Genomic DNA, 20,914 nt, shown 5'->3' with positions numbered 1-20,914 from the left:
CTCGCACCTGAGCTTAAAATATTAAACACCACAGACCTTGCCAACACGGCAAAAAAACACAATTTTAATAGGTTTGTTAGTAGAGCAATCGAAAGCGAGCCAATCAAAGCAAAGAAATGAAACGACTTAATAATATTTACAGTCAAATTACATCCATTGATAATCTAAGGATTGCTGAGGCTAAAGCTCGAAAAGGCAAAGCCAATCAATACGGTGTTAAAGTTTTTGACAAAGAACCCGAAAGCAATATTTTCAAACTTCACGAAATGCTTTTAAACAAAGGGTACAAAACCTCCGAATACACAACCTTCACAGTTTTTGAACCAAAAGAAAGGCTTGTTTTTCGTCTTCCTTACTTTCCTGATAGAATCACCCATCACGCTGTAATGAATGTTTTAGAGCCAATTTTTGTAAAGGTTTTTACAAATGACAGTTATGCCTGCATAAAAGGAAAAGGCATACACGCAGCGGCCAATAATATCAAAACTGCATTGCAGGACCAGGATAACACAAAATACTGTTTGAAGTTGGACATCGTAAAGTTTTACCCTAATGTAGATCACGATATACTAAAAGCGTTACTTCGCAGGAAGTTCAAGGACAATGACCTACTTTGGTTACTTGATGAAATCATTGACAGTGCCGACGGTTTGCCAATCGGCAATTATTTAAGCCAGTATTTCGCCAACTTTTATCTCACTTATTTTGACCATTGGATCAAGGAGCAAAAGGAAATAAAATATTACTTCAGATACGCCGATGACATTGTAATTCTATCCAACAACAAACCCCATTTACACGAGATTTTAACAGCCATTAAACAGTATTTAAACGATAATTTAAAACTGGAAGTTAAAGGAAATTATCAAGTATTCCCGGTTGAAGCTCGTGGGATTGATTTCGTAGGGTACAAGTTCTACCACACGCACACATTGCTCCGAAAATCGATTAAAAAACGATTTGCCAAAGCAGTATCTAAAACCAAAAACAAAGCCACAATAGCCGCATATAATGGCTGGGCAAAACACGCAAACACAAAACACTTATTAAAAAAATTACTGCCCAATGAAAAATTTTAAAGACTTCGGAATAAAGGCAAAATCCGAAACTTTTGTCGGAGATAAAAAAAAGATGTCAAAATTACTAAACACAGAAATAATTGTATTAAAACACAAAATAGTTCCTTCTAAATATGAGGGTTCGAGATTGGATTTACAGATAAAGTTTAATGATGTTTTAATGGTTACCTGGTCAAGTTCAGAATATCTAATTCAAATGATTAAAGATATTCCAGATGATGGCTTTCCTTTTAAAACAGTAATTAAAGAAATTAACGAACATTACGAGTTCACTTAAAATAGATTTACGATAATAATTTTATACATTTGAATTATGAAAACATTAAGATATGATATGCGTTCAGCATACGAAAGCGGGGCAACCGATCACCCAATGAAAGTGATGCGAGAGCTAGGTTACAAGATTATAGATTATGAAGGAATTCCTATCGGCGACTGCGCTATTATTGAAGTTGAGAAACTAATAGAACCTTTAGAAAAATATTTAACTGAAATAAAAGAATAATGAAAATAGTGAAAGTAAAACTTAATCTAAACCTTGAAATAGAAATTTCGAGTGAGAATTTTGAGCAGATGTTAGGTAAAATAAATATGACTGATATAGATAATCAGTATTTTATTGATTATTTCGCTATAGACAAATGCGATTTATTTATGAAGGATTTGAATAAACGTGTTATTAATCCCTTTATATCAGAAGTAATAATTAATATTCAAGGATGATGAAAAAACTACTATTACTCATCGTATTGCTAATAAATTTATTAGTATCTGCCCAAAGCTCCACCGATATTATTATGGCAGGAGTTAAACAAAGGGATGCTCAACGAGCAGCATTACAAAAAGAGAAAACCTCTAAAGATTCTATTGCAAAACATGCAAATGCGAATTATGATTATCTGAAATCTTTGAATAAAATCGCCACAGACAAAGAAGCTCTAAAAATAGCGGAAGATATTGCAGGATTGCAAACTAAAAAAGTGCGGTTGTTAAGGTCAAAAGACCTTCCAGACATAAGTTTATACATCGTTCGATTTGTACCAGAAGAAATGACTACTGAGCAATACGACGCTTTAGATAACGAAACTAAAGACAAGTTTTTAACCGTTCGGTTTTCCTATTGGAATGAGGGAGAAAATAAGGATTTAGAAATAAAAGGCATTAAAACATATAGATTGAGTCAAGTTTCGGGCTCATATCTTCAAATGTTTCCTGTATGGAAAACTTATTGTAAGTATGATGCAGACTTGGTAAAAACTCAAGAAAATTCAACAAATACCTTTGCAGATATTCCTGAAAATTTACATTATTTGTTTCGTAAAGACCGTGATATTTGGGTATTGATGAATAGATAATAAAAAGTTAGGTTGTACAATAGATAAAAACTATTTACATTTGCCTATATGTCAGTATCTATCAATCGTAGTCTTGGAATTCAAAGGAATAAGCTGTTACGTTACAGGCTTATCAAAGAACTATACCAAAAACACAAGACCGAAGATATTCCCACAACCGTGGTTTGGCGAAAATACATTTGTCCGGTTTACCCAATATCACGTACAACGCTTTACGAAGTGCTTTGTACTCCAGTAACTTCGGAGCTAAAAAAAATTGAGGATTTAATCTCTATTCAAACAAGGTTATTTTAAACGTTGGTTATTCCAATAGTATAAGTCACTTCATACTCTTGAATTCCATCGTCTCGCTTCATTTTTCGCATAGCAGTTCGCATTAAAGCACCGGCAGAACCTCCAACAACTACACCGTGTAATTTTGTATGTACACTCTCCACAATATCCCAAATACTCCACGCCTGGTTCTTTTGTGTTAATGGAGCTCTGGCACTGGTATTCGTCAATTTCAAGTTTGCAATACTGATCACAATTGTACCAGTGGCCATTTGGCGGTTTTGTGGCGTTGCTGTTCTGTCTTTACCAATGTCGCTATATTGCAAACTTCCAATATCTATTAAAGCCAAAGGAAATTGAGTTGGCGGGTTTGGACTATAATCATCCAGTTGCCCCCAATCCTCGTCTATATATTTCAAGGCTGGAATAGTACTTAAAGTGTCTTGAATGTTTTTTAAAACCGCTTTCATCTTTTGAGTTTATTAAAAATTTCTTTTTCTAGTTCCTTCATATTCAAATTTACAACGTGCTCGATACGTTGCCTTACTTGTGGGTGGTCGCCTATGAATTGGCGTTGCTTAATTTTCATTTTTGCACCTACTTTTTGTAGTGCTAAAGCTTTCCAAGTTGCTGCCTCCGCAGTTAGTTTTTTATTTCTTTCGCCTTTTCCTGACTTTGTTATTCCGCCACTTGCTTTGTAGAACATTGCCCAAAAGAAACGTTTCATTTTTTCGGTTACAATGATTTCTCCACCCTCATTCATTAGATTGGCGTGTGGCAGCGAACTACTCCAACTAATGTCATTGTTGGTTTGTTTGGAACGAATGGAGCGTCTTGTTTTGCCGGAACGCTGCATTAAACTGCCTTTTCTGTTGGGAATTTTGGTATTTTCCCAAGGTTTGTCAAAGAAAGCTTTGCGCTCAAAATTTTTATCAAACTCATCGGTTAGTTCAACACGCAGGTCTGCTAAAATGTTTTTTACAAAGTCTTGCATTACTTTTTCATTTGTTTTTTTACCCCACTTGCTCCCGCTACTTTGGTATATGGATGCGCTGGAGGAAAAACTACTTTTTGCGCACCAGGATTAAATCGGAATATTTCTAAACGGTTCTTGCCGTCCTCGCCTATTTGTGTAGTGGCTTTTTCGCCTGCGGCAATTGCCTTTTCGCTGTCGCTCGTTGGGAATTTATCTTTCAAAACTTCAACCGCTGTGCAACGACAATTCCATCCGTTTGGTGGTGTGTAGGAATTCCAAAAAGGGTCTGACTTGGGTAAAGTAGTTCCGTTTAAGGCTACGTGTTCCTCACGTACTCGATTGTCTCCTGCAGTTCTATATTGCAACTCATAGCGGTCGCTATCGCTAAACCCTTCCCATTGTGCTGCCATTTGTGACGAACCAACAGCAAACTCATATTCAGCTTCAAGATAGTTTTTGTTGTAAGCAATATTCAGTTTATCGTATTCGTGAGATAATTGGCTAAACGGTTTCAAAATTCCTTTATCATCCAACAATAGTTTTGAAGCTTCAAAAAGTTGGGCGTGTGTTTTCAATACACCAAACAAGCGCGCATTATCTTGTAGTGCTGTTCGCATTGTTTCCGGCATATCGTTGTCGGTAATAGCAAAATTGAAAGCTTCAAAGGTTTGGTTCATTAAATCCTTGTAGGCTTTCTCAGTTTGCAGGTCTTTTGGGTTGTAACTTCCTTTTTCGTGCAATCGTTTAAATGCTTTTTCACCGGTGTTTAAAAGCCCTTTAAATTTGTCTCCGAGGGCTAAGCTCAATTGCCCGGCTTTGGTGTTGCATTCGTCACAACCGCAATTGTACAAATTGGAAATTCGTAAATGCAATGCCCCAAAATATTCAGGGCTTAGACGAAAAAACCTTCGCCCAGATTAAGAGATAAATTAGCAGGTGCTGCCGTTGTTTTTGTTCCAATAACTTTAATACCAAATTTAGTTTCCACCCATTTAGGATCTATTTCCAAAAAGGCTGCAGCTTCTACAACCATTTTCCATAAAACTTCTAAATCTTCGGTTGCATCATATTTGTATTGCACACCTACAGGAAGTATGCCTAATGCAATCAAAGCAGGAATAACAGTATCGCGCCAACCTTGTTCTATCAATGATAAATCACTATCTACTAAATCGTCAAGGATGCCAATAGATGTTTTTTCCTTTCCGTTAGAACCGTTTTTTGTATCCTGACCAACCACGGTTCCTGAAATACCCATTGACATTTCATTGTTGCAATATTTCAGTAAGTTGGAATATACATCACCATTAGTATTGACCCCTTTTGCAAATTCGAAGCTTTCAGAATCATCAATGATAAAGTAAGCAGCAGAACCCATATCGGCCATCATTTGTTTGGCGCGACTTACCATTACTTTGTCTTGGGTGTTCGTTTTCATCACTCGTGGTGGAATGCCGTAAATCTCACACAGTTCACTCCAACAACTACCTCCAAAACGTTTGAATAATACCATTGGTACGCAACCGTCTAATAAACCTAGTGTTGTATTTTTTTCGCCAAATTCAATCAACCAGGAACCGTATTCTTTTTGCTCACGGTACTTGATTTTTTTATCATCGGTATAGTCATAATATAAATAACCTGTCCTTGGATCAACATTTTGTCTAGGAATACAGTCGAATGTTAATACGGGCTCATTGTTGACTAGTTTGTATGAGAACTCACCTAACGAATGGCGTCTAAATACAGTTTCTAAAATTGCTTTGTTGATTTGAAAAACAAAACCTTTGTCCTGAAGCAAAGTGGTTAAAACATCATTGGTTTTTCCATCTGCATTTTTAATGCTGAAAGGTCGGCTTAATGATTTTAGCATCCTGTTGTTTACTTGTGATTGCAGGTGCAAATCTTTTAGGATGTTATCAAATAGGTTTTGGATAGGAAAGAATTTAGGATTTTCTTCTACCATTGCTATATTTTGTGCATTGGTCCAGGTCTTAATATCTTGCCTAGTTTGGCTGATGGTTTTAGGAACAATATTCTGAATATAACTATTACCCGGTTTAGCACTGGTTGCTGCGAGGTTTACCGTTTCAGTGCTTTGACCGAAAGTATTTTTTAAAAAATCTGAAATTTTTCCCATCTTAATAATCGTGATTAAATTTTGCTCTTGAACCAAATTCAAAAGGCTGTTTTTCTCCTGCTGTAGTTTCGTCTCTCACCAATTGGGGCAAGGACGAAACGTTTATTGTCCCCGTGGCTACTTTGGTAAACCAACTCGTAGCACGATCATAGCGGTCTTTTGCTTTTTCGTATATGAAGTCAGCATTACAGAGTTCTGCGACATACCACTTTGCTAGTGTACAACAATGTTGTACTACCAGTGAATGACGGTCGTTTCCTGTTTTGGTAAAAATCGCTTCTACATCATACAGTAATCTACCATCTAGCCACTTTTTATTGTCGGTATTGGGAGTCAAATAGCTTTTGGCCTCTTCGATGGCAGCGTTGCAGGCTTGAGCTACTAAATCGTCGTTACCCTCTGTAATTTGGTCTAGTTGATAATCATAGATTACACTTCCTAAATCTGCTTTTTCTATAAACATATTAATGCTGTTTTATAATTTTATGAGATGTGTATACTTTGTCTTTTTTGTCTTGAAGGCCTTTGTGTTGCCAAACATAATGCTCAACATAAACTGGAAAGCCCAAACAATCAACACCTACTTGATAAGCTATTATTCTCATAATTTAATATTTACGATTGTTAATGTGTCCTACTACGTAATCTGAATTTTCCTTACTGGCAATATTTTGAATAATCCAAACGCCACCTTCTAAGCCATCGGGTCCGTCCATCATTTTAGAATTGGGTGCAACGCCAAGGAATTCCTCTTCCATCGTTTTCATATAAGGATTGTCTTTTTCATCGATATTGAAATACAGACAGCCTTCTTTGTGTAAAGGCTCTAAAGTTCCTTCTATACGGGTGTATTTTTCTCCCTTTGACCTTTTGTCTAGTGACATAAATAGTGGGATTCTACGAAGTATTTTAGCCACCGCTTTAACCAATGGTTTTAAAACTTGCTCCCAAAAAGGATCTTGCAGCGAGTTGTTTTCTATCCAATTTTTAAAAGTGTCCACTTTTCTTTCCTTTACCCAATCGTGGGCGTGGTAGAGATTGTTTACAAAGGTTCGTTGTGTCATATTGTCAAGCCAAACCTTGTATAAATAAAAGTTTCCTTGTCTGTAACCAATAACTCCTGTAAATTTTCGAGAGCTGCTTTTATTGTCTTTATTACTGGTGGCTGGATCGGAATAAACAAGAATGTGTTCACAAGCTCGAAGCGGTGGGCATTTTGCCCAATGCACTTTTTTGAAAAGTTTACCAACACGAATCGGGTTATTAAAATACTCTTTTTGAATGGCACTGGTCGTCATAGTTCTAAAGGCTAAATCAATAAGCTCTTCAGTATTTCGTTGTGGCCAAGTGGAAACTCCGTTGTTGTCTCGAATATTGACAATATCGTGAATGTTGGCTTTTTTAGCCATTTCAGTAATGCAGCAATATTTAGCAATGACGTTACCACAAGCAATAATCAACAAAGGCACAGAAATGGAACGTGTCGGGATTAAAGCCGTTTCAATCCAAGAGTATTTCTTTTCTATCGTGTCTGGATTATTGCAATCAATATCCGTGTCAATATCATCAATCAAAATCAAGTCGGGACGTGCGGCATCGTTACGCGTTCCACGAGGTGATTGCTGCGCTCCAACGGCTCTAAATGAAATCCCTTTCTTGGTAGTAAAATCGCCCTCTTCCCAACCACTTAAAGCCTTTTGAATTCCATAATCATTTTTTAAACGATCGTTGACTTCTAGGATAGTTTTGTATGGTTTCAATAACCTTTCCGCATCATCATAGGTAGCTGAAACTAGTACAATAGTTTTCTTTTTACCTGTCATTGCAAGCAATAAGACATCCATCATCGTTCTACCTGACTTGGACAAATCCCTCGCCCAGGAACGCACCTCATACCATTCAGGATTCTCAAGAACTCGCTTGGTTGCCTTTTTGTGAAATGGCGCTGGTTCTGAAGTATAAAAATTAGGAAAATAGAACTTGTACCATTCCTCAGGACGCGCTTCTAAATAGGTAATTCTTTTTAGCTTTTCGGTGGCGTTTTCGTTCAAATCAACAGGGGTTGCCCTGTACTGATTGGTTACGAAATCATCCCATCCCAACAGCTGTTCCCTATCTTTTCTACTTAGTGCCATCTGTCATTTTTTGTTTAATGAAAGCATCACAATAGACGGTTAATTGATTAGCGAATTGCGGATCAATACTTCTGACAAATAGTATGATGTTTTTGGCGACTGATATGGTTTCCCCAATATTGGTCTCGGTTTCCAAACGCTTGATGGCGGTGGTGAGCTTCGAAATGATGTCTGTGTCCTTTGAATTGGGAAAGTTCCCAGCGATAATAGGATAATCCTCTGGATTATATTTTGGGTATTCTAGTTTTTCATCGCCAAAGCTATCTTTCAATTTTATAGGCTTTAGCATAAAATTTGGAATATCACGGACAATTGGACGTGTTTTTATCTCGTCATTGGCGGCTTGTAGCTGTCCGTATAATGCCGTAATTTGATTGTCCTTGGTAACCAATAAAGATATTTTTTCTTTATCCCAATTGCCTTTTTTTACCCAAGTGCTAACTGTCTTTTCAGTCAATTTTAAACGCTCGGAAATTTCCTTTTGGGTAAGTCCATCATTTATATAATACCGTTTTGCCAAGTCATTTTCAACCTGTTTTTTAACTCCCATATCAACTTATTTACTCCAAAGTTGAAGTATTAGCCAGCTTCAAAAAAATTTCTGTTTACTTGCTTTACAACTGTGTTAAGTCTTGGTACACAAGCGTTCAATCTCCGTACATCCATTTTTTTAGGCGTTGTGTTTGGCTAATCTTTGTCATCTCAAAAGCGAGTAATTCGCATCATTAAACTGAAAAATAAGCAATGCCAAAACCAAAAGTTTTCATCCTAAACGACGATGCTGTTCAAAACAGTTATGGGTTTTTCATTTTAACATCTGGCGGAAAGTTAGATCGTTTTAAGAGTAATCCTGTAATGCTTTCTGATCACATCAATAAGAATGAAAACGTCATTGGCAACTGGCTGAATCTTGAGGTCATTAATGGGATCATCCAAGCCGAACCCAACTTTGATGTGGCAATGCCTATTGGTCTTGAAATATCCGGTCAGGTAGAACGTGATTTTATCAAAGGCGCATCGATGGGGATTTTACCTAATTGGGATTCGATGGAACGCGTAGGCGATAAACTAATCCTTAAAGAATGGGAATTAGTCGAAGCTTCGATAGTTCCGGTGCCATCCAACAGAAACTCTATTGCTATTTATAGCCTAGATGGAAAATTGATGGAAGAGTCCGAAATACAAACCTTATGTCTTTCAGTTCAAAGTGGTGACACTCCAAACTTAAATCCAAAAAAAGAGAATATGAAAAAAATCATTTTAAGCGTAGCCTGTCTTATGGCTCTCGGTTTTAAAGAACAGCCAACGGACGGACTAGATGTCGCGGATGTTGAAGCAAAATTGCTCGGGCTTTCGAGTCAGGTTAAAGATTTGACAGCTGAAAATTCAGGTTTGAAATTGGCAGCTAAAACTGCCAAAGATTTACAAGAAGCTGCGACAAAAACCCGAATTGAAACTAAAGTCGATTTAGGTGTTACAAAAGGACAGTTTAAAGCAGATCAAAGAGAAGAAATGATTTCTCTTGGTGTTGCTTCAGAGAAAGCACTTGATATTGTAATAGGGTCAATTCCTGAAAAACAAAACTTTAGTGCGGGTGTTAAGGTTCCAGCAGGAAATGGAAGCACAACAGTTGCAACTATGGAGGAATTCCAAAAGTTGAGCACTGAATTGCAATTGTCATTCAAAAATGACAACCCAGAGGAGTACAAAAAACTTGTAGAATCAATTAAATAAGAAAATATGAATTTTCCAGAAATTTGGGTTAAAAGGGTTATTCAAAACATAACCAACCAGAGCGTGGCTCCTTGGTTAGACGGAATTCCAGAACTTGATGCAGATGTAACCGTTCTTGAAGAGGGTTCCGCTTCAGAAGTAACAGTGATTAATATTCCTAGAGCGAATTTTAATCCTGATGTATTGGTAAACAATAGTGTTTATCCAATTCCGGTACAGGCTTATACTGATGATACAATTGTATTGTCTATAGACAAGTACCAAACGAAAGCCACATCAGTATCAGACGACCAAATCATCGGTTCTGCATACGATAAAATTGACGCTACCACTCGTAGCCACGTGAGAGCAATTTTGACAAAAAAATTCAAAAAAGCAATTCATAGTATTTCGCCAACTTCTGACGCGCCAGCTACTCCGGTAATTGCTGCAACAGGAGCGATAGTTGGGGGTGTTGCTACGTTGGTTTATGATGACTTGGTGAACTTGAAAGACAGATTTGACGCTGACGAAGTAGATCCATCGGGAAGACATATAGTGCTTTCGACTAAACATTGGAATGACTTATTGAAAGACCGTGAACGCTTTGGTGATAAATTAATCAATCATAACACAGGTATGCCTGCGCCAATGATTGCTGGATTTATGTTGCACCAATACAATGGTAATCCATTGTTTACAAGTGTAGGAGTTAAGAAAGCTTTTGGAGCCGTTAAGGCTGCTGGTGACCGTGAGGGATCAGTTGCTTTTTGGGAAGGTGGAATTGCTAAAAAAACAGGGATGACCAAACAGTATTTCACACCTGCATCACTTGACACCGCGAACCAAGCGAACCTTTTGAACTACCGTCATTACTTTATGGCATTGCCGTTTGAAAGCAGATTCATCGGAGCAATCTACTAGAGATATTTTGAACTAATATTTATAAAAGGCTACTGCGATATGTAGTAGCCTTTTTTTATAAAAAACATTATGGTGTTAGAAACCTTTTTATTTCCTGTTTTAGCTTCTTTATTGACTGCTTCCGGAATGAAGTTTATTGAAAAGCGTAAAAACAACGCTACTGATAAAGGCTTAGAAGCCGATGCTAAAAGTAAAGAAATAGACAATGAGATTAAGAGTGCTGACTTTTATAAAAACTTGCTTGATGATATGAGTAAACGGCTTGACGAAGCTATTGTGGCAATCGAAAAGCGAGACCTACGAATCAAGGAGCGTGATGATAAAATCGAACAGTTAATTGATGAAATAGAATTGCTTACTGGAGAGTTGAGAAAATACAAACAATTAAACGGAAAGGCATAATGAGTACAATTGGAAAAAAAGCACTAGAAATGGCAATCAGTCAATTAGGAGTGCAAGAAATTCCCAAAAATAGCAATGCGGGTCCTGCTGTTGAAAAGTACTTAAAGTCTGTTGGACTTGGTAAAGGATACGCTTGGTGTATGGCATTTATGTATTGGTGTACTAAAGAAGCTTCGGCGCAATTAGGGTTAGAAAACCCACTGTTTAAAACCGCTGGCGTTATAGCGATGTATAACAAAGAAAAGGATTTAGTAGTAACTGATCCACAACCGGGAGACCTTTTTATTATGGATTTTGGCAAAGGCCAAGGACATACCGGAATAGTCGAAAAGGTAGAAAAAAATATTATTCATACTATCGAAGGAAACACCAACGATGAGGGTAGTCGAGAGGGCTACGAAGTATGTATAAGACAACGAAAAACAAACACTATTAAAGCATTTTTACGACTATGAAAAATTTAAAACACATTGTGTTGTTGTTTTTTTCTCTCGTGGTACTGGCTTCCTGCGGAAGTTCGAAGCCCGCCACGACCGAAAACAAAACCATCACATTCAAAGAAACGGTACACGATACTGTTTTCACGATTGAAAAAGACAGCTCTTCACTAAAAGCATTGTTAGAGTGCCAAAATGGAAAAGTAGTCATCAAGAACATTGTCCAATCTGAACCAGGACGCAAATTAAAAAGTCCGAAGGTTCAGATTGCCGATAATGTCCTGCAAGTCGATTGCGAGGCAAGAGCGCAAGAACTGTTAGCCCATTATAAAGATACTCAACAGGCTACTGTACAAACTATTACCAATACGATTGAAGTAAATAAATTGACTTTTTGGCAACAACTACAAATATGGGGATTCAGGATTTACACTGTACTCCTTTTGCTGTTCGCTATTTGGGTCTATGTAAAATCTAAAATTTAAAGAAAATGAAAAAAGTTTTTGAACAAAACCCAACATTAGAGAAGTACTACGGTACTACTGACGGCGAAGCTTTCTATAATGAAAACGATGCCAAAAACCACGCTAAAAAATTAGAGGTTAAAACGGTAGAGACTGTTTACAACGAAAAGTTTTTAGAGGTTGTTGACGCTGAAGAGCTATCCGATTCTGAAAAAGAAATGGCAGAGTTTGAAGCTGCAGAAAAAGCAAAAGCAGATCAAGAAGCTGCAGATGAAAAAGAAGCTATAGCCAAAACCGAATTAGCGAAATCATTAGCCGCTTTTGATTCTGAAACCACGAAATATCCAGAAGCCTTGAAATTGTTCAAAGCCTTGGGATTGGAAGCTGAAAACGAGAAAAAAGACACAATCTATCCTTTGTTGGTTGCCGCTAAAACTAGTGCACAAGAAGGAGTTGAACCTAAAACAGAAAACTAGATGCTACCAGGAGTAAATATAGGATTCGAAAACGGAAATCTAGGTGTAGTTGCCACAAGCCCTGACGGGGTTTGTGGTATCGTCGCCAGTGCAACGGCTAACGCTGAATTTACGCTAAACAAACACTTTGTTGTATTTAGTTTGAAGGCCGCAGAACTATTAGGAATTTTGCCAACAGTGGCAAATTATGAACTTCATAAAACCATCAAAGAGTTTTATGACGAAGCAGGAACCGGCACGGAACTATGGATTTACGGCGTGGCTAAAACCCGCACTTTAGACGAATTAGTTGCTGACTCAGCTGCATTGCTTACAGCATCAAACAGACGTATTCGTTTTGTGATTTGCAAGTATGCGCCAAGTGTTGCCGATGTTGCCGTTACAGCAGGATTAAGAACGGCTTTCCCAGCCACTATTGCAGCAGCTCAAGCTATAGCTGAAGACTTTACTGTGAATAGTATTCACCCTGTGAATTTTATTCTTGAAGGATACAATTTTACGGGAGTTGCACAAGACTTAATAGGTTTTGAACTAGCAACTGATAATCGTGTCCAGGTCCTTATTGGTGATACCGAAACTAGAACTGGAGTCACAGCCTCAAAAGGTGCAGCGGTGGGAGTTCTTGCAGGAAGATTGGCAAGCAACCAAGTTCACGTAAATGCTGGTCGTGTTAAATCCGGAGCATTAAAACCTTTGGAATTTTTCATAAATGATACTCCGGTAGAGCAATACAATGTTACGGCATTACACGACAAAGGATTTGTAACCTTGAGAACTCACGTGGGTAAATCAGGTTATTTCTTTAGCGACGATCCAATGGCTTGTACTGTCGAAGATGACTATCATTTTATGACTCGCAGACGTGTAATTGACAAAGCGTATGTTTTGGCAAATGCCACATTGACAAACTTCATTCTTGATACAGTTCCGTTGGGCGTTGATGGCAAAATTTCGCCAACGTATGCTAAAGTTTTGGAAACTGAAATCGAGGGTGTTATCTCGCAAGAAATGACGGCTAAAGGGGAATTGAGTGGCGATGTTACCGTAAAAGGAGACACAGGTGTAAAAGCGATTATTGATTTGAATGAAGTGATTGCCACTACATCAACAATCAAAGGAAGTATCAGAGTGAAACCACACGGTTACTCAAGATTTATTGAATTTGGAATAGGATTTAACATAAACGGATAATCCTCACCCCAACCCTCTCCAAAGGAGAGGGCGGAAGAGGAATTAAAAATATATAATTATGGCTTTTAATTCAAGACAATACGAGTGGGCTGATGTCACACTTGTTTTAGGAGGACGTGACCTTACTGGTATTCGTGCCTTAAAATATACCGAAAAAATGGAACGTGAAGCGATTTATGCCAAAGGTAGAAATCCACATTCCATACAAAGCGGTAACGCTTCTTATGAAGGTGAAATTTCGGTTTTGCAATCAGAATATGAAGCCTTGGTTCTAGCTGGCGGTGGGAGCATTATGGGATTATCCTTAGACGCTATTGTAGCGTATGGTAATCCGTTGAACCTCGATACCATAATTACTGATAAAGTAATAGGCATTCGATTTACTGAAGCTTCAAAAGAGTTTAAGCAAGGCGATAAATTTATGGAAATGAAATTGCCGTTTATTGCTTTGGAGGTTCGAAATCAGAGTATATAACAAAAAGTAACCTTTGCCAAAGTTCAAAACTTTGGCAAAGGTTTTATAAAAAACAACAAACAAAATGAAAAACGAAATTACACCAGAACAAATTGCGGAATGGAAAGCTAAACACGGTGATGTTTGGAAAATTACCGTTGAGGACAAAGTGGCTTTCTTAAGAAGTCCAGACCGAAAAACATTGGGTTATGCCTCTAGCGTTGGCGCAAGTGATCCTATGAAGTTTAACGAGATTTTGCTCAAAAACTGTTGGCTTGCTGGCGATATGGAAATTCAGACTAATGACAGTTTGTTTTTGTCTGCCAGTAGCAAACTAGCGCAACTTATAGAGATTAAGGAGACTGAGATGGTAAAGCTCTAAAGGCTGCCGAGGTCAAGGATAACGACTGGATCCGCATTAGTAACGCTCAACTGCGTTACTATATGCACATTCAGGATCCGGACAGTCTTAGTGATGAAGAGTGGGGAATGCGATTGAAGGAATTAGAGTGGATACGGAATAAGGAAAGTAAGGGTTAAGCGACTTGTATAATCATAATAAAGCCCACTATCACAAGGTATAAAACACCTAAAACACCGCCTAATTTTAAAACCGAAATAGCTTCGCTTCTTTTTTGTTTATCACCATAAATTAAGTAGTAGGTAATGGCAAACGGCAAAAATAAAACGCCAACAATCCAAGTTGAGAAAAGCCATTTACCAAAATTAGTTACAGCGGAAACACCTCCAACGAGCAAATAAACAACACCTAGAAGAAAAATCATAATGTCAAATGTATTAGAATATACTTTAAGTCTTCAAGACCAAATAAGTGCTAAATTACAAAAAATTGGCGTTACATCTGATAATGCGCTTAATAAATTCAGTGCATTACAAACTCAAGCAAAAAAATCATCCCAATTACTCAAAGATATGGGTGGATCTGTTGGCTCTTTGAGAGAGAAACTCAATTTGCTAAGGGCAGAAAAAGAGTGGATTCCTCAAAGTAATCTACAAAGTATTCGCAAATACAATACCGAAATCAAGAATCTTGAAAAAGAAATCTTAAAACTTGATACCATCAATGGTTCTGCCTTTAAACGGAATTTAAAGGGAGCAATTAGTAATCTACCTTTTGCCGACTTAATTACCAATCCAGTTGCTCAAGCAGGTATTGCTTTATTTCAATCAGGAAAAATGGCAATGTCATTTGATGAAGGAATGGCTAAAGTTAATACCACAGCTCAGTTAAGTAGCGGTGGTGTCGCAAAGCTAAAAAGTGAATTAATCACAATGGGACGTGATGCCGGGGCGGATTTAAGTGCTGTACCCGCGGGATTTGAAAAAATACTTTCGCAAACGAATGATGTGGCTTTATCACAAGACATTCTGAAAGTTGCCTTAAAAGGCTCAAAAGCAGGATTCACCGATTTAGATGTCGTTTCGGGAGCAGTGGCTCAAACCCTGTCATTAGTTGGAAAAGAAAACACTAACGCTCAGGAAGTGATGGACACATTGTTTGCCGCTAAAAGAGTTGGTGCAGGAGAGTTTAAGGATTTTGCAAACTACGTTCCTGGACTGATTGCTTCTGGTCAAGCACTAGGAAAAGGATTTAAGGAAACCGCTGGTGTTTTTGCTTATATGACTGCGAAAGGTCAAAGTTCCGAAGCTTCTGCAATGTTAATCCAAAACGCTTACACTGCACTTGGTAAAAAGAAAATTACTTCGGGTTTACAAAAATCAGGAGTTTCTGTATTCAATGCTGATGGTTCGATGAGACAAATGGATCAAATTTTTGGGTCTTTAGAGAAAAAGATGAAAAAATTTGGTAAAAACGACAAAGCAAAATCCAACTATTTAGAAAGTATAGGTTTAGTAGATGCGCAAGCCAAACAGGCGTTTATGGTTTTGTCATCGGGTTCCGATAAATTGAAAGAATCAATAAACGCTGTAAAAAATTCAGCTGGGGAAACGGAATCTGCTTTTAAAAATGCTCAAAATCCAATGATGGTATTGGCTAAAATGTGGAGCGATGTGCAAACTATTGCTTTATCGCTAGGCGATGTTTTAGGAATTGTTTTAGTGCCTGCGTTTTTAGTAGTTAGCGCAGTTTTATCAACAGCTGCAGATGCTACACAATGGTTATCTAAAAATATTCAGGAGGGAAATCCTTGGCTTATTGGTTTTGCTGCATTGGTTGGTTTATTAGCCCTAGCTCACGCTTGGAATACCAGAGAAACAACCTTAAGTTGGCTTGCCACCAAACGAAAATTAGTAACGGATAAACTGGCTTCTTTTTGGGCTGGAGTTGGAGCTGTAAAAACAACCTTATGGGCAGCAGCAACCACACTTTTAACAAGTGCCATATTTTTAGTTCCACTTGCTATAATTGCGTTGATAGCGGTTATTGCCTATCTCGCCTTTGCTTTTGATGGTTGGGGCGCAGCTTGGAAGCATACACTTGCAGGAGCAAAATTATTATTTCAGGCATTTATTGAAAGCATAAAATTATGGTTTATGACCTACATCAACGGATTTATGATAGGATTAAATATTATAAAACTAGGCTGGTATAAGTTTAAAGAAGCTGTAGGAATGGGTAATAGTGCCGAAAATCAAAGTATGATTGCCAAAATCAACGCTGATACAGAAGCACGACAAAAAGCCATTCTTGACGGAGCTAAAAAAGTAAAAGCAACACTAGGAAAATCAGGACAGGAATTTAAGTTAGCCGCTGGATCAGTTCATAGTAATGGAAAAACTGTAGGCGATTTTATCAACGAAGGCAAGAAAAAATTAGGAATGGGTAATAATGTTATTGCTCCAGCTAAAATACCAGGTGCGCCAGTTGACCCAAATGCGCCAAAACTACCTGGTGCTGATCCAACTAAAACAAACGATGCTATTGCTACTGGTGGAACAAAAAACACGGTCGTAAATATTGTTATCAAGGAAATGAACGGTGTAAAAACGGGTATCATACAAGGAACAAAAGAGGCAATTGATAAAGCAGGAAGCGGTCTTGAAGACGCAATATTAAGAACATTAGCAATGGCGAGTAGCGCAGGATCATAATTATGGCACTAGACAATCAAGACATATTATTTGCATCGCTATTAGGTTCTCACGCTGTGGGACAGATTGAGCGTTTTAATTCGATACAAAATGATTTGCAAAAACACGTTTTGCCACCAATACCGTTTTTACCATTCAAAAATAAATCAGGTGTTGGTAGCGCAGATTTGGAGAGTTTGGATTATAACGCCCAACAATTGTGGCAAGCCGATACGCCATTGAGCGAAGCACAACAATATCAGCCGACTTCGTTTGCCTTTGATGGTAGAAACACTAAGTTCTTGTTTCCTTATGAGCCTATGCTTACTATAAGTTCTGGCAATACCATTGCCGAAAGCAATGTTGCTAAACAAGGCGATGCGTTTCGAGGTACGGTAAAAGAGCGTTGGAGTGCCAACGATTGGGATATTACCATTACAGGAGTTTTGATAGGATCAATGTTAAGAGGAACGCATGAAGACTGTTTTCCTAGAAAAAAACTAGACGAATTGTTTGAATATTTAATTGCAGCGAAGCGCATAAAAATTTTTAATGCAGCACTGGAACCGTTGGGAATTTTATACTGTGTGGTTTATGATTATAGTTTTCCGTTTACCAAAGGCGAAAATGTTCAGGCTTATGAAATTAAGTGTAAGAGCGATGATGCTTTTGAATTACTAATTAAAACGGAGAAGGCAAATGTTCTTTAACCTCACTTGGGATATTTGGTTTTACAATCAAAAAGGCGAGTTCCAACTGCGAACAGTTAAAGAAATTGAAGTAAATAGTACGGTAGATAATCTTGCCGATACGGCTACAATTACCTTGCCGGATGCAGTATTAAACCACTCGCTTAATATTGAAGATAAAATAGGACGTGGAACAAAAGTCGTTATAAAATACGGCTATGACAATGAAAATAAAACGGAGTTTATCGGCTATGTAAAAGAGATTACAACCGACAACAGTTCTTTGAAAATTGAGTGTGAAGATGCGTTATTCTTATTTAGAAAATCCGTGAAAGATGTAGAATTGAAACCTACATCGGTTAAAAAAATAGCCGATTATTTGGTTAGCCAGATAGATCCAAGTTTCAAAGTGGTTTGTAATGAATTTGATTTGGCTTATGAAAAATTTGTAATACATCAGGCTACAGGGTATGATGTTTTGAAAAAATTACAAGAGGAAACAGCTGCTAATATTTATTTTGACACTGCTAAAAAAGAATTGCACATCCATCCGCCTTATATCGAAAAAGGTGGCGATGTTATTTATTCGTCTCAAAAAAATGTGCGAAGCATTTCATTAGAATACAAAAAGAAAATAGACCGAAATGTAGAAGTTACGATAGAAAGTGTTGGTAAAGACGGAAAAGTACATAGTTATAAAACGGGTACAACAGGTGGCGAAAGCGTTACCAGAAAAGTAGGAAGTTTTTCGACTGCTGCGATAAAAAAAATTGCTGAAGCAGAATTATTAAAACGTTCAGCCGATGGTTATGAGGGAAGCGTTGACACTTGGTTAATCCCATTTGTAGCACCAACTTATACAGCAGAATACACGGATACTGATTATCCTGCAAAAGATGGTAAATATTATGTGGTTTCAGTAAAAACAAATATTTCGTCAGCTGGCGGAAAAAGAACGGTACAATTTGGAATTAAATTAGGTAATGGGTAAACATTCGCAAATAAAGAAATTATTAGAAGGTTTTGGTTTGAAAGCCAATTTCCCAATTACAGCAACGGTAGTTTCTATTCAAAATGACACTTGCACGGTAAAGTTACAAAGTTCATTAGTGTTATCAGACGTGCGCTTGAAAGCTACGATTACAGAAGAAACAGATAGCTTTTTAATAATTCCAAAAGTGGGAAGTGATGTTATTGTTTTTAGCCAAACGGGTGAGTTATCGGGTTTGATGGTTATAAAAGTGAATAGCGTTGAAAAAATACAGTATAAAAAAGGAGCCTTTGAATGTGAAATAGACGGCACTACCGAAAAGGTTTTGGTTAAAAATGCCACTGCTAATTTAGGGGATTTAATCGCCGATTTGATAGGTGCAATTAAAGCAATGAGTTTTACAGTTACGACCCCAGACACTATTAACGGAAGCACAACGGCTTTGGTTAATTTGGCTCAATTTTCGGCTATTGAAATGCAGTTTAAACAGCTTTTAAAATAAGATGAAAGATAGAGGAATTCAATTAACGGATGGTGGAGTTCAGGGCGTTGATTTAAAAATTGAAGTCGTGCGAGGTTCTGACGGTAAAATTACCAGCGGTCTAGTTGTAGGCAATACAATGAATCAAAATCAAGCGATGATACTTATTGCTAATCCAGGCGAATTTAAGTTTAACCCAACAATGGGAGTTGCTATTGACGAATTGCTTTTAGACGATGATTATTTGAAATTTAGACATCGCATTCGTGACCACTTTTCTAAAGATGGATTGAAGGTACGAAGTATTCAATTATCAGAAGGTAAACCGCTATTAATTGATGCCAGTTATGAATAAAAAAATAGTACATCAAGGACAAAGTTTTTTGGACAAAGTTTTAGAAAATACGGGTAGTATTGAAAATGCTTTTGAAATGGCTTTGTTGAATGGAATATCAATAACGGATGATTTAGCAATAGGAAGTGAGTTAATTTGCTCGCCTGTGAGTAATAAAGTAGTTGCCGAATTATTTAATGAATTTAAAAAACCAGCTACAGGATTGACACCAGCGCAGGTTGCAGAAATACAAAATTTAGGAATAGGCAGTATGAGAATTGGATCAACTTTTATAGTAAGATAAAATGGCACGAAAAATAATCGATATTAAAAATGAAATGTTGCTGGCTTTTATGAATAATGAAAGCATCGCAGCTTATTATGAGTTTATACCAGGAGCCTTATTTTATGATGAGTTTTCGGTTGTTAGTTTTGAAAATATATTGTTTGATATTATTTCGTTTGCACACTTTATTATCGAAAACCTCTTTAACACACATAAATCCGAAGTTGATGATATTATCACACAGAAATTTCCACATCGGGCTTTGTGGTATCGAACTAAAGCTAAGGATTTTCAATATGGGTTTGACCTGATAACGGATACGGATAAGTTTGAGAATACGGGGTTTACCGATGCGCAAATCGAAGCTTCAAAAATTATAAAGTATGCGGCTGTAACGCCAAATGCTGGGCAGATTTACATTAAAGTAGCCACGGAAACGGCTGGCGTTTTGGCTCCAATTCTACCTGAAGTAAAAGCGGCCTTTGATGCCTATATAAAAGAGATTGCTGATTGTGGAGTGAAGTATATTATTATCAATCACTTGCCAGACATTCTATTGCTAAACATTCAAATCTTTCGTGATCCACTGGTTTTGGATGCCAACGGAATGAGCATTATAAACGCTAATTATCCCGTGCAAGATGCCATAAACGAGTATATGAAGGAATTGCCATTTAATGGCGAATTGGTTTTAGCTCATCTCATTGATAAGTTACAGCTTGCGGAAGGCGTGGTTATTCCAAATCTTGTTAATGCCGAATCCCAGTCGATTAACATTAACACAGGAGTTTATAATCCAGCCGTTCCGATTACCGTAAAAACAATCCCGGAAAGCGGGTATTTCTCGATTCCTGATTTTAACAACATAACCTATGTGGTATAAAGTAGATTTTGACAAACTCATTCTTTTACTGCTTCCCACTTTTTTAAGGAAGCCGGTACTTTTTGGTTATCTCAAGGCTTTGATTTCGCCCATTGCTAGCTTGCACTATCGATGGTCGAAAATGCGGGACGAGAATTTGAAAAAGCTATCCTACAACTGCCAACGCTGTTATTTTCG

31 protein-coding genes are annotated in these 20,914 nt (G+C 37.5%); 22 read left to right on the top strand and 9 right to left on the bottom strand.

The genetic code is table 11. The features are described from left to right. Window positions 1–116: 116 nt before the first annotated feature. From ACH2BV_RS03940 to ACH2BV_RS03920, 5 genes are read left to right on the top strand one after another with little or no spacing between them, the layout of a single operon-like run. The gene (locus ACH2BV_RS03940; RefSeq protein ID WP_395049422.1) at window positions 117–1,079 is read left to right on the top strand and encodes a reverse transcriptase domain-containing protein; all 963 of its coding nucleotides are present in this window, start codon (window positions 117–119) and stop codon (window positions 1,077–1,079) included. Then, the gene (locus tag ACH2BV_RS03935; RefSeq protein ID WP_395049421.1) at window positions 1,066–1,356 is read left to right on the top strand and encodes a hypothetical protein; all 291 of its coding nucleotides are present in this window, start codon (window positions 1,066–1,068) and stop codon (window positions 1,354–1,356) included. Before ACH2BV_RS03940 ends, ACH2BV_RS03935 begins: the two co-directional genes overlap by 14 nt. A gap of 57 nt (window positions 1,357–1,413) precedes the next feature. Continuing rightward, window positions 1,414–1,584, top strand: a complete 171-nt coding sequence (locus tag ACH2BV_RS03930) for a hypothetical protein (protein ID WP_395049420.1) — start codon at window positions 1,414–1,416, stop codon at window positions 1,582–1,584. After that, the gene (locus tag ACH2BV_RS03925) at window positions 1,584–1,802 is read left to right on the top strand and encodes a hypothetical protein (protein ID WP_395049419.1); all 219 of its coding nucleotides are present in this window, start codon (window positions 1,584–1,586) and stop codon (window positions 1,800–1,802) included. Before ACH2BV_RS03930 ends, ACH2BV_RS03925 begins: the two co-directional genes overlap by 1 nt. Beyond that, window positions 1,802–2,434 (top strand): hypothetical protein, encoded by a 633-nt coding sequence (locus tag ACH2BV_RS03920; protein ID WP_395049418.1) that lies wholly within the window; start codon window positions 1,802–1,804, stop codon window positions 2,432–2,434. The genes ACH2BV_RS03925 and ACH2BV_RS03920 overlap by 1 nt, the downstream gene beginning before the upstream one ends. Window positions 2,435–2,724: 290 nt before the next feature. On the opposite strand, the gene ACH2BV_RS03915 is transcribed toward ACH2BV_RS03920, so the two are convergent. The 8 genes from ACH2BV_RS03915 to ACH2BV_RS03880 form a co-directional block, all read right to left on the bottom strand. After that, a complete protein-coding gene (locus tag ACH2BV_RS03915) occupies window positions 2,725–3,177 on the bottom strand; it encodes a hypothetical protein (protein WP_395049417.1) in 453 nt (150 codons plus the stop codon). Then, window positions 3,174–3,701 (bottom strand): hypothetical protein, encoded by a 528-nt coding sequence (locus ACH2BV_RS03910; RefSeq protein ID WP_395049416.1) that lies wholly within the window; start codon window positions 3,699–3,701, stop codon window positions 3,174–3,176. Before ACH2BV_RS03910 ends, ACH2BV_RS03915 begins: the two co-directional genes overlap by 4 nt. Continuing rightward, window positions 3,701–4,489: a phage minor head protein gene (locus ACH2BV_RS03905; RefSeq protein WP_395049415.1), complete on the bottom strand. Its 789-nt coding sequence runs from the start codon at window positions 4,487–4,489 to the stop codon at window positions 3,701–3,703. The genes ACH2BV_RS03910 and ACH2BV_RS03905 overlap by 1 nt, the downstream gene beginning before the upstream one ends. A gap of 86 nt (window positions 4,490–4,575) precedes the next feature. Then, on the bottom strand, window positions 4,576–5,823 hold the full coding sequence (locus ACH2BV_RS03900; RefSeq protein ID WP_395049414.1) for a DUF935 family protein: 1,248 nt from the start codon (window positions 5,821–5,823) through the stop codon (window positions 4,576–4,578). A gap of 1 nt (window position 5,824) precedes the next feature. Beyond that, window positions 5,825–6,286, bottom strand: coding sequence for a phage protein Gp36 family protein (locus tag ACH2BV_RS03895; protein WP_395049413.1), 462 nt, complete (start codon window positions 6,284–6,286; stop codon window positions 5,825–5,827). Window position 6,287: 1 nt separating this feature from the next. Further along, on the bottom strand, window positions 6,288–6,428 hold the full coding sequence (locus ACH2BV_RS03890; RefSeq protein ID WP_395049412.1) for a hypothetical protein: 141 nt from the start codon (window positions 6,426–6,428) through the stop codon (window positions 6,288–6,290). A gap of 3 nt (window positions 6,429–6,431) precedes the next feature. Next, the gene (locus ACH2BV_RS03885) at window positions 6,432–7,958 is read right to left on the bottom strand and encodes a hypothetical protein (RefSeq protein WP_395049411.1); all 1,527 of its coding nucleotides are present in this window, start codon (window positions 7,956–7,958) and stop codon (window positions 6,432–6,434) included. Then, on the bottom strand, window positions 7,945–8,508 hold the full coding sequence (locus ACH2BV_RS03880) for a hypothetical protein (RefSeq protein WP_395049410.1): 564 nt from the start codon (window positions 8,506–8,508) through the stop codon (window positions 7,945–7,947). Before ACH2BV_RS03880 ends, ACH2BV_RS03885 begins: the two co-directional genes overlap by 14 nt. Before the next feature lie 194 nt (window positions 8,509–8,702). Here ACH2BV_RS03880 and ACH2BV_RS03875 point away from each other — a divergent pair, with 194 nt between their 5' ends. The 9 genes from ACH2BV_RS03875 to ACH2BV_RS03835 all read left to right on the top strand — a co-directional run bounded on the left by ACH2BV_RS03875 (window position 8,703) and on the right by ACH2BV_RS03835 (window position 14,401). Beyond that, window positions 8,703–9,692 carry a hypothetical protein gene (locus tag ACH2BV_RS03875; RefSeq protein ID WP_395049409.1) on the top strand — a complete coding sequence of 330 codons (990 nt, stop codon included), beginning with the start codon at window positions 8,703–8,705 and terminating at the stop codon, window positions 9,690–9,692. A 6-nt stretch (window positions 9,693–9,698) separates the two neighbouring features. Next, window positions 9,699–10,595 (top strand): hypothetical protein, encoded by an 897-nt coding sequence (locus ACH2BV_RS03870; RefSeq protein ID WP_395049408.1) that lies wholly within the window; start codon window positions 9,699–9,701, stop codon window positions 10,593–10,595. 69 nt (window positions 10,596–10,664) lie between these two features. Further along, entirely contained in the window at window positions 10,665–10,997 is a 333-nt protein-coding gene (locus ACH2BV_RS03865) for a hypothetical protein (RefSeq protein ID WP_395049407.1), read from the top strand. Then, window positions 10,997–11,452, top strand: a complete 456-nt coding sequence (locus tag ACH2BV_RS03860; protein ID WP_395049406.1) for a CHAP domain-containing protein — start codon at window positions 10,997–10,999, stop codon at window positions 11,450–11,452. Before ACH2BV_RS03865 ends, ACH2BV_RS03860 begins: the two co-directional genes overlap by 1 nt. Beyond that, a complete protein-coding gene (locus ACH2BV_RS03855; RefSeq protein WP_395049405.1) occupies window positions 11,449–11,919 on the top strand; it encodes a hypothetical protein in 471 nt (156 codons plus the stop codon). The genes ACH2BV_RS03860 and ACH2BV_RS03855 overlap by 4 nt, the downstream gene beginning before the upstream one ends. Before the next feature lie 5 nt (window positions 11,920–11,924). Next, the gene (locus ACH2BV_RS03850; protein ID WP_395049404.1) at window positions 11,925–12,374 is read left to right on the top strand and encodes a hypothetical protein; all 450 of its coding nucleotides are present in this window, start codon (window positions 11,925–11,927) and stop codon (window positions 12,372–12,374) included. Beyond that, window positions 12,375–13,565 (top strand): DUF2586 family protein, encoded by a 1,191-nt coding sequence (locus ACH2BV_RS03845; protein ID WP_395049403.1) that lies wholly within the window; start codon window positions 12,375–12,377, stop codon window positions 13,563–13,565. A 58-nt stretch (window positions 13,566–13,623) separates the two neighbouring features. Continuing rightward, window positions 13,624–14,040, top strand: a complete 417-nt coding sequence (locus tag ACH2BV_RS03840; protein WP_395049402.1) for a hypothetical protein — start codon at window positions 13,624–13,626, stop codon at window positions 14,038–14,040. A gap of 64 nt (window positions 14,041–14,104) precedes the next feature. After that, window positions 14,105–14,401 (top strand): hypothetical protein, encoded by a 297-nt coding sequence (locus tag ACH2BV_RS03835; RefSeq protein ID WP_395049401.1) that lies wholly within the window; start codon window positions 14,105–14,107, stop codon window positions 14,399–14,401. 154 nt (window positions 14,402–14,555) lie between these two features. Here the strand turns inward: ACH2BV_RS03835 and ACH2BV_RS03830 are convergent, their stop codons facing one another. Continuing rightward, entirely contained in the window at window positions 14,556–14,804 is a 249-nt protein-coding gene (locus tag ACH2BV_RS03830) for a hypothetical protein (RefSeq protein WP_395049400.1), read from the bottom strand. Between the two features lies 1 nt (window position 14,805). On the opposite strand from ACH2BV_RS03830, the gene ACH2BV_RS03825 reads away from it, so the two are divergent. From ACH2BV_RS03825 to ACH2BV_RS03790, 8 genes are all read left to right on the top strand, one after another. Continuing rightward, window positions 14,806–17,094 (top strand): phage tail tape measure protein, encoded by a 2,289-nt coding sequence (locus ACH2BV_RS03825; protein WP_395049399.1) that lies wholly within the window; start codon window positions 14,806–14,808, stop codon window positions 17,092–17,094. A 2-nt stretch (window positions 17,095–17,096) separates the two neighbouring features. Beyond that, entirely contained in the window at window positions 17,097–17,783 is a 687-nt protein-coding gene (locus ACH2BV_RS03820; protein ID WP_395049398.1) for a DUF6046 domain-containing protein, read from the top strand. Beyond that, window positions 17,773–18,753 (top strand): hypothetical protein, encoded by a 981-nt coding sequence (locus ACH2BV_RS03815; protein ID WP_395049397.1) that lies wholly within the window; start codon window positions 17,773–17,775, stop codon window positions 18,751–18,753. The genes ACH2BV_RS03820 and ACH2BV_RS03815 overlap by 11 nt, the downstream gene beginning before the upstream one ends. Continuing rightward, window positions 18,746–19,255, top strand: coding sequence for a hypothetical protein (locus ACH2BV_RS03810; protein ID WP_395049396.1), 510 nt, complete (start codon window positions 18,746–18,748; stop codon window positions 19,253–19,255). Before ACH2BV_RS03815 ends, ACH2BV_RS03810 begins: the two co-directional genes overlap by 8 nt. A gap of 1 nt (window position 19,256) precedes the next feature. After that, window positions 19,257–19,589, top strand: coding sequence for a hypothetical protein (locus tag ACH2BV_RS03805; RefSeq protein WP_395049395.1), 333 nt, complete (start codon window positions 19,257–19,259; stop codon window positions 19,587–19,589). Beyond that, entirely contained in the window at window positions 19,582–19,872 is a 291-nt protein-coding gene (locus ACH2BV_RS03800) for a hypothetical protein (RefSeq protein WP_395049394.1), read from the top strand. The genes ACH2BV_RS03805 and ACH2BV_RS03800 overlap by 8 nt, the downstream gene beginning before the upstream one ends. Before the next feature lies 1 nt (window position 19,873). Continuing rightward, window positions 19,874–20,737: a nucleotidyltransferase gene (locus ACH2BV_RS03795; RefSeq protein ID WP_395049393.1), complete on the top strand. Its 864-nt coding sequence runs from the start codon at window positions 19,874–19,876 to the stop codon at window positions 20,735–20,737. Continuing rightward, window positions 20,727–20,914 (top strand): hypothetical protein (locus ACH2BV_RS03790; protein ID WP_395049392.1); only part of this gene is annotated, 188 nt, incomplete at its 3' end. The genes ACH2BV_RS03795 and ACH2BV_RS03790, both read left to right, overlap by 11 nt.

The organism is Flavobacterium sp., from assembly GCF_043780635.1.
Taxonomy (GTDB): Bacteria; Bacteroidota; Bacteroidia; order Flavobacteriales; family Flavobacteriaceae; genus Flavobacterium.
The sequence above is the reverse complement of the archived record's forward strand: the minus strand, read 5'-3'. Positions and strand labels throughout refer to the sequence as shown.

Excerpts from the sequence above, each read along its gene's own strand:
- ACH2BV_RS03820 (WP_395049398.1), top strand. The coding sequence starts at position 17,097 with ATGGCACTAGACAATCAAGACATATTATTTGCATCGCTATTAGGTTCT.
- ACH2BV_RS03865 (WP_395049407.1), top strand. The coding sequence starts at position 10,665 with ATGGTGTTAGAAACCTTTTTATTTCCTGTTTTAGCTTCTTTATTGACT.
- ACH2BV_RS03805 (WP_395049395.1), top strand. The coding sequence starts at position 19,257 with ATGAAAGATAGAGGAATTCAATTAACGGATGGTGGAGTTCAGGGCGTT.
- ACH2BV_RS03930 (WP_395049420.1), top strand. The coding sequence starts at position 1,414 with ATGCGTTCAGCATACGAAAGCGGGGCAACCGATCACCCAATGAAAGTG.
- ACH2BV_RS03800 (WP_395049394.1), top strand. The coding sequence starts at position 19,582 with ATGAATAAAAAAATAGTACATCAAGGACAAAGTTTTTTGGACAAAGTT.
- ACH2BV_RS03850 (WP_395049404.1), top strand. The coding sequence starts at position 11,925 with ATGAAAAAAGTTTTTGAACAAAACCCAACATTAGAGAAGTACTACGGT.
- ACH2BV_RS03810 (WP_395049396.1), top strand. The coding sequence starts at position 18,746 with ATGGGTAAACATTCGCAAATAAAGAAATTATTAGAAGGTTTTGGTTTG.
- ACH2BV_RS03935 (WP_395049421.1), top strand. The coding sequence starts at position 1,066 with ATGAAAAATTTTAAAGACTTCGGAATAAAGGCAAAATCCGAAACTTTT.
- ACH2BV_RS03855 (WP_395049405.1), top strand. The coding sequence starts at position 11,449 with ATGAAAAATTTAAAACACATTGTGTTGTTGTTTTTTTCTCTCGTGGTA.
- ACH2BV_RS03900 (WP_395049414.1), bottom strand. The coding sequence starts at position 5,823 with ATGGGAAAAATTTCAGATTTTTTAAAAAATACTTTCGGTCAAAGCACT.
- ACH2BV_RS03870 (WP_395049408.1), top strand. The coding sequence starts at position 9,699 with ATGAATTTTCCAGAAATTTGGGTTAAAAGGGTTATTCAAAACATAACC.
- ACH2BV_RS03890 (WP_395049412.1), bottom strand. The coding sequence starts at position 6,428 with ATGAGAATAATAGCTTATCAAGTAGGTGTTGATTGTTTGGGCTTTCCA.
- ACH2BV_RS03910 (WP_395049416.1), bottom strand. The coding sequence starts at position 3,701 with ATGCAAGACTTTGTAAAAAACATTTTAGCAGACCTGCGTGTTGAACTA.
- ACH2BV_RS03880 (WP_395049410.1), bottom strand. The coding sequence starts at position 8,508 with ATGGGAGTTAAAAAACAGGTTGAAAATGACTTGGCAAAACGGTATTAT.
- ACH2BV_RS03835 (WP_395049401.1), top strand. The coding sequence starts at position 14,105 with ATGAAAAACGAAATTACACCAGAACAAATTGCGGAATGGAAAGCTAAA.
- ACH2BV_RS03860 (WP_395049406.1), top strand. The coding sequence starts at position 10,997 with ATGAGTACAATTGGAAAAAAAGCACTAGAAATGGCAATCAGTCAATTA.
- ACH2BV_RS03895 (WP_395049413.1), bottom strand. The coding sequence starts at position 6,286 with ATGTTTATAGAAAAAGCAGATTTAGGAAGTGTAATCTATGATTATCAA.
- ACH2BV_RS03815 (WP_395049397.1), top strand. The coding sequence starts at position 17,773 with ATGTTCTTTAACCTCACTTGGGATATTTGGTTTTACAATCAAAAAGGC.
- ACH2BV_RS03915 (WP_395049417.1), bottom strand. The coding sequence starts at position 3,177 with ATGAAAGCGGTTTTAAAAAACATTCAAGACACTTTAAGTACTATTCCA.
- ACH2BV_RS03920 (WP_395049418.1), top strand. The coding sequence starts at position 1,802 with ATGAAAAAACTACTATTACTCATCGTATTGCTAATAAATTTATTAGTA.
- ACH2BV_RS03825 (WP_395049399.1), top strand. The coding sequence starts at position 14,806 with ATGTCAAATGTATTAGAATATACTTTAAGTCTTCAAGACCAAATAAGT.
- ACH2BV_RS03885 (WP_395049411.1), bottom strand. The coding sequence starts at position 7,958 with ATGGCACTAAGTAGAAAAGATAGGGAACAGCTGTTGGGATGGGATGAT.
- ACH2BV_RS03830 (WP_395049400.1), bottom strand. The coding sequence starts at position 14,804 with ATGATTTTTCTTCTAGGTGTTGTTTATTTGCTCGTTGGAGGTGTTTCC.
- ACH2BV_RS03925 (WP_395049419.1), top strand. The coding sequence starts at position 1,584 with ATGAAAATAGTGAAAGTAAAACTTAATCTAAACCTTGAAATAGAAATT.
- ACH2BV_RS03875 (WP_395049409.1), top strand. The coding sequence starts at position 8,703 with ATGCCAAAACCAAAAGTTTTCATCCTAAACGACGATGCTGTTCAAAAC.
- ACH2BV_RS03840 (WP_395049402.1), top strand. The coding sequence starts at position 13,624 with ATGGCTTTTAATTCAAGACAATACGAGTGGGCTGATGTCACACTTGTT.
- ACH2BV_RS03795 (WP_395049393.1), top strand. The coding sequence starts at position 19,874 with ATGGCACGAAAAATAATCGATATTAAAAATGAAATGTTGCTGGCTTTT.
- ACH2BV_RS03940 (WP_395049422.1), top strand. The coding sequence starts at position 117 with ATGAAACGACTTAATAATATTTACAGTCAAATTACATCCATTGATAAT.
- ACH2BV_RS03845 (WP_395049403.1), top strand. The coding sequence starts at position 12,375 with ATGCTACCAGGAGTAAATATAGGATTCGAAAACGGAAATCTAGGTGTA.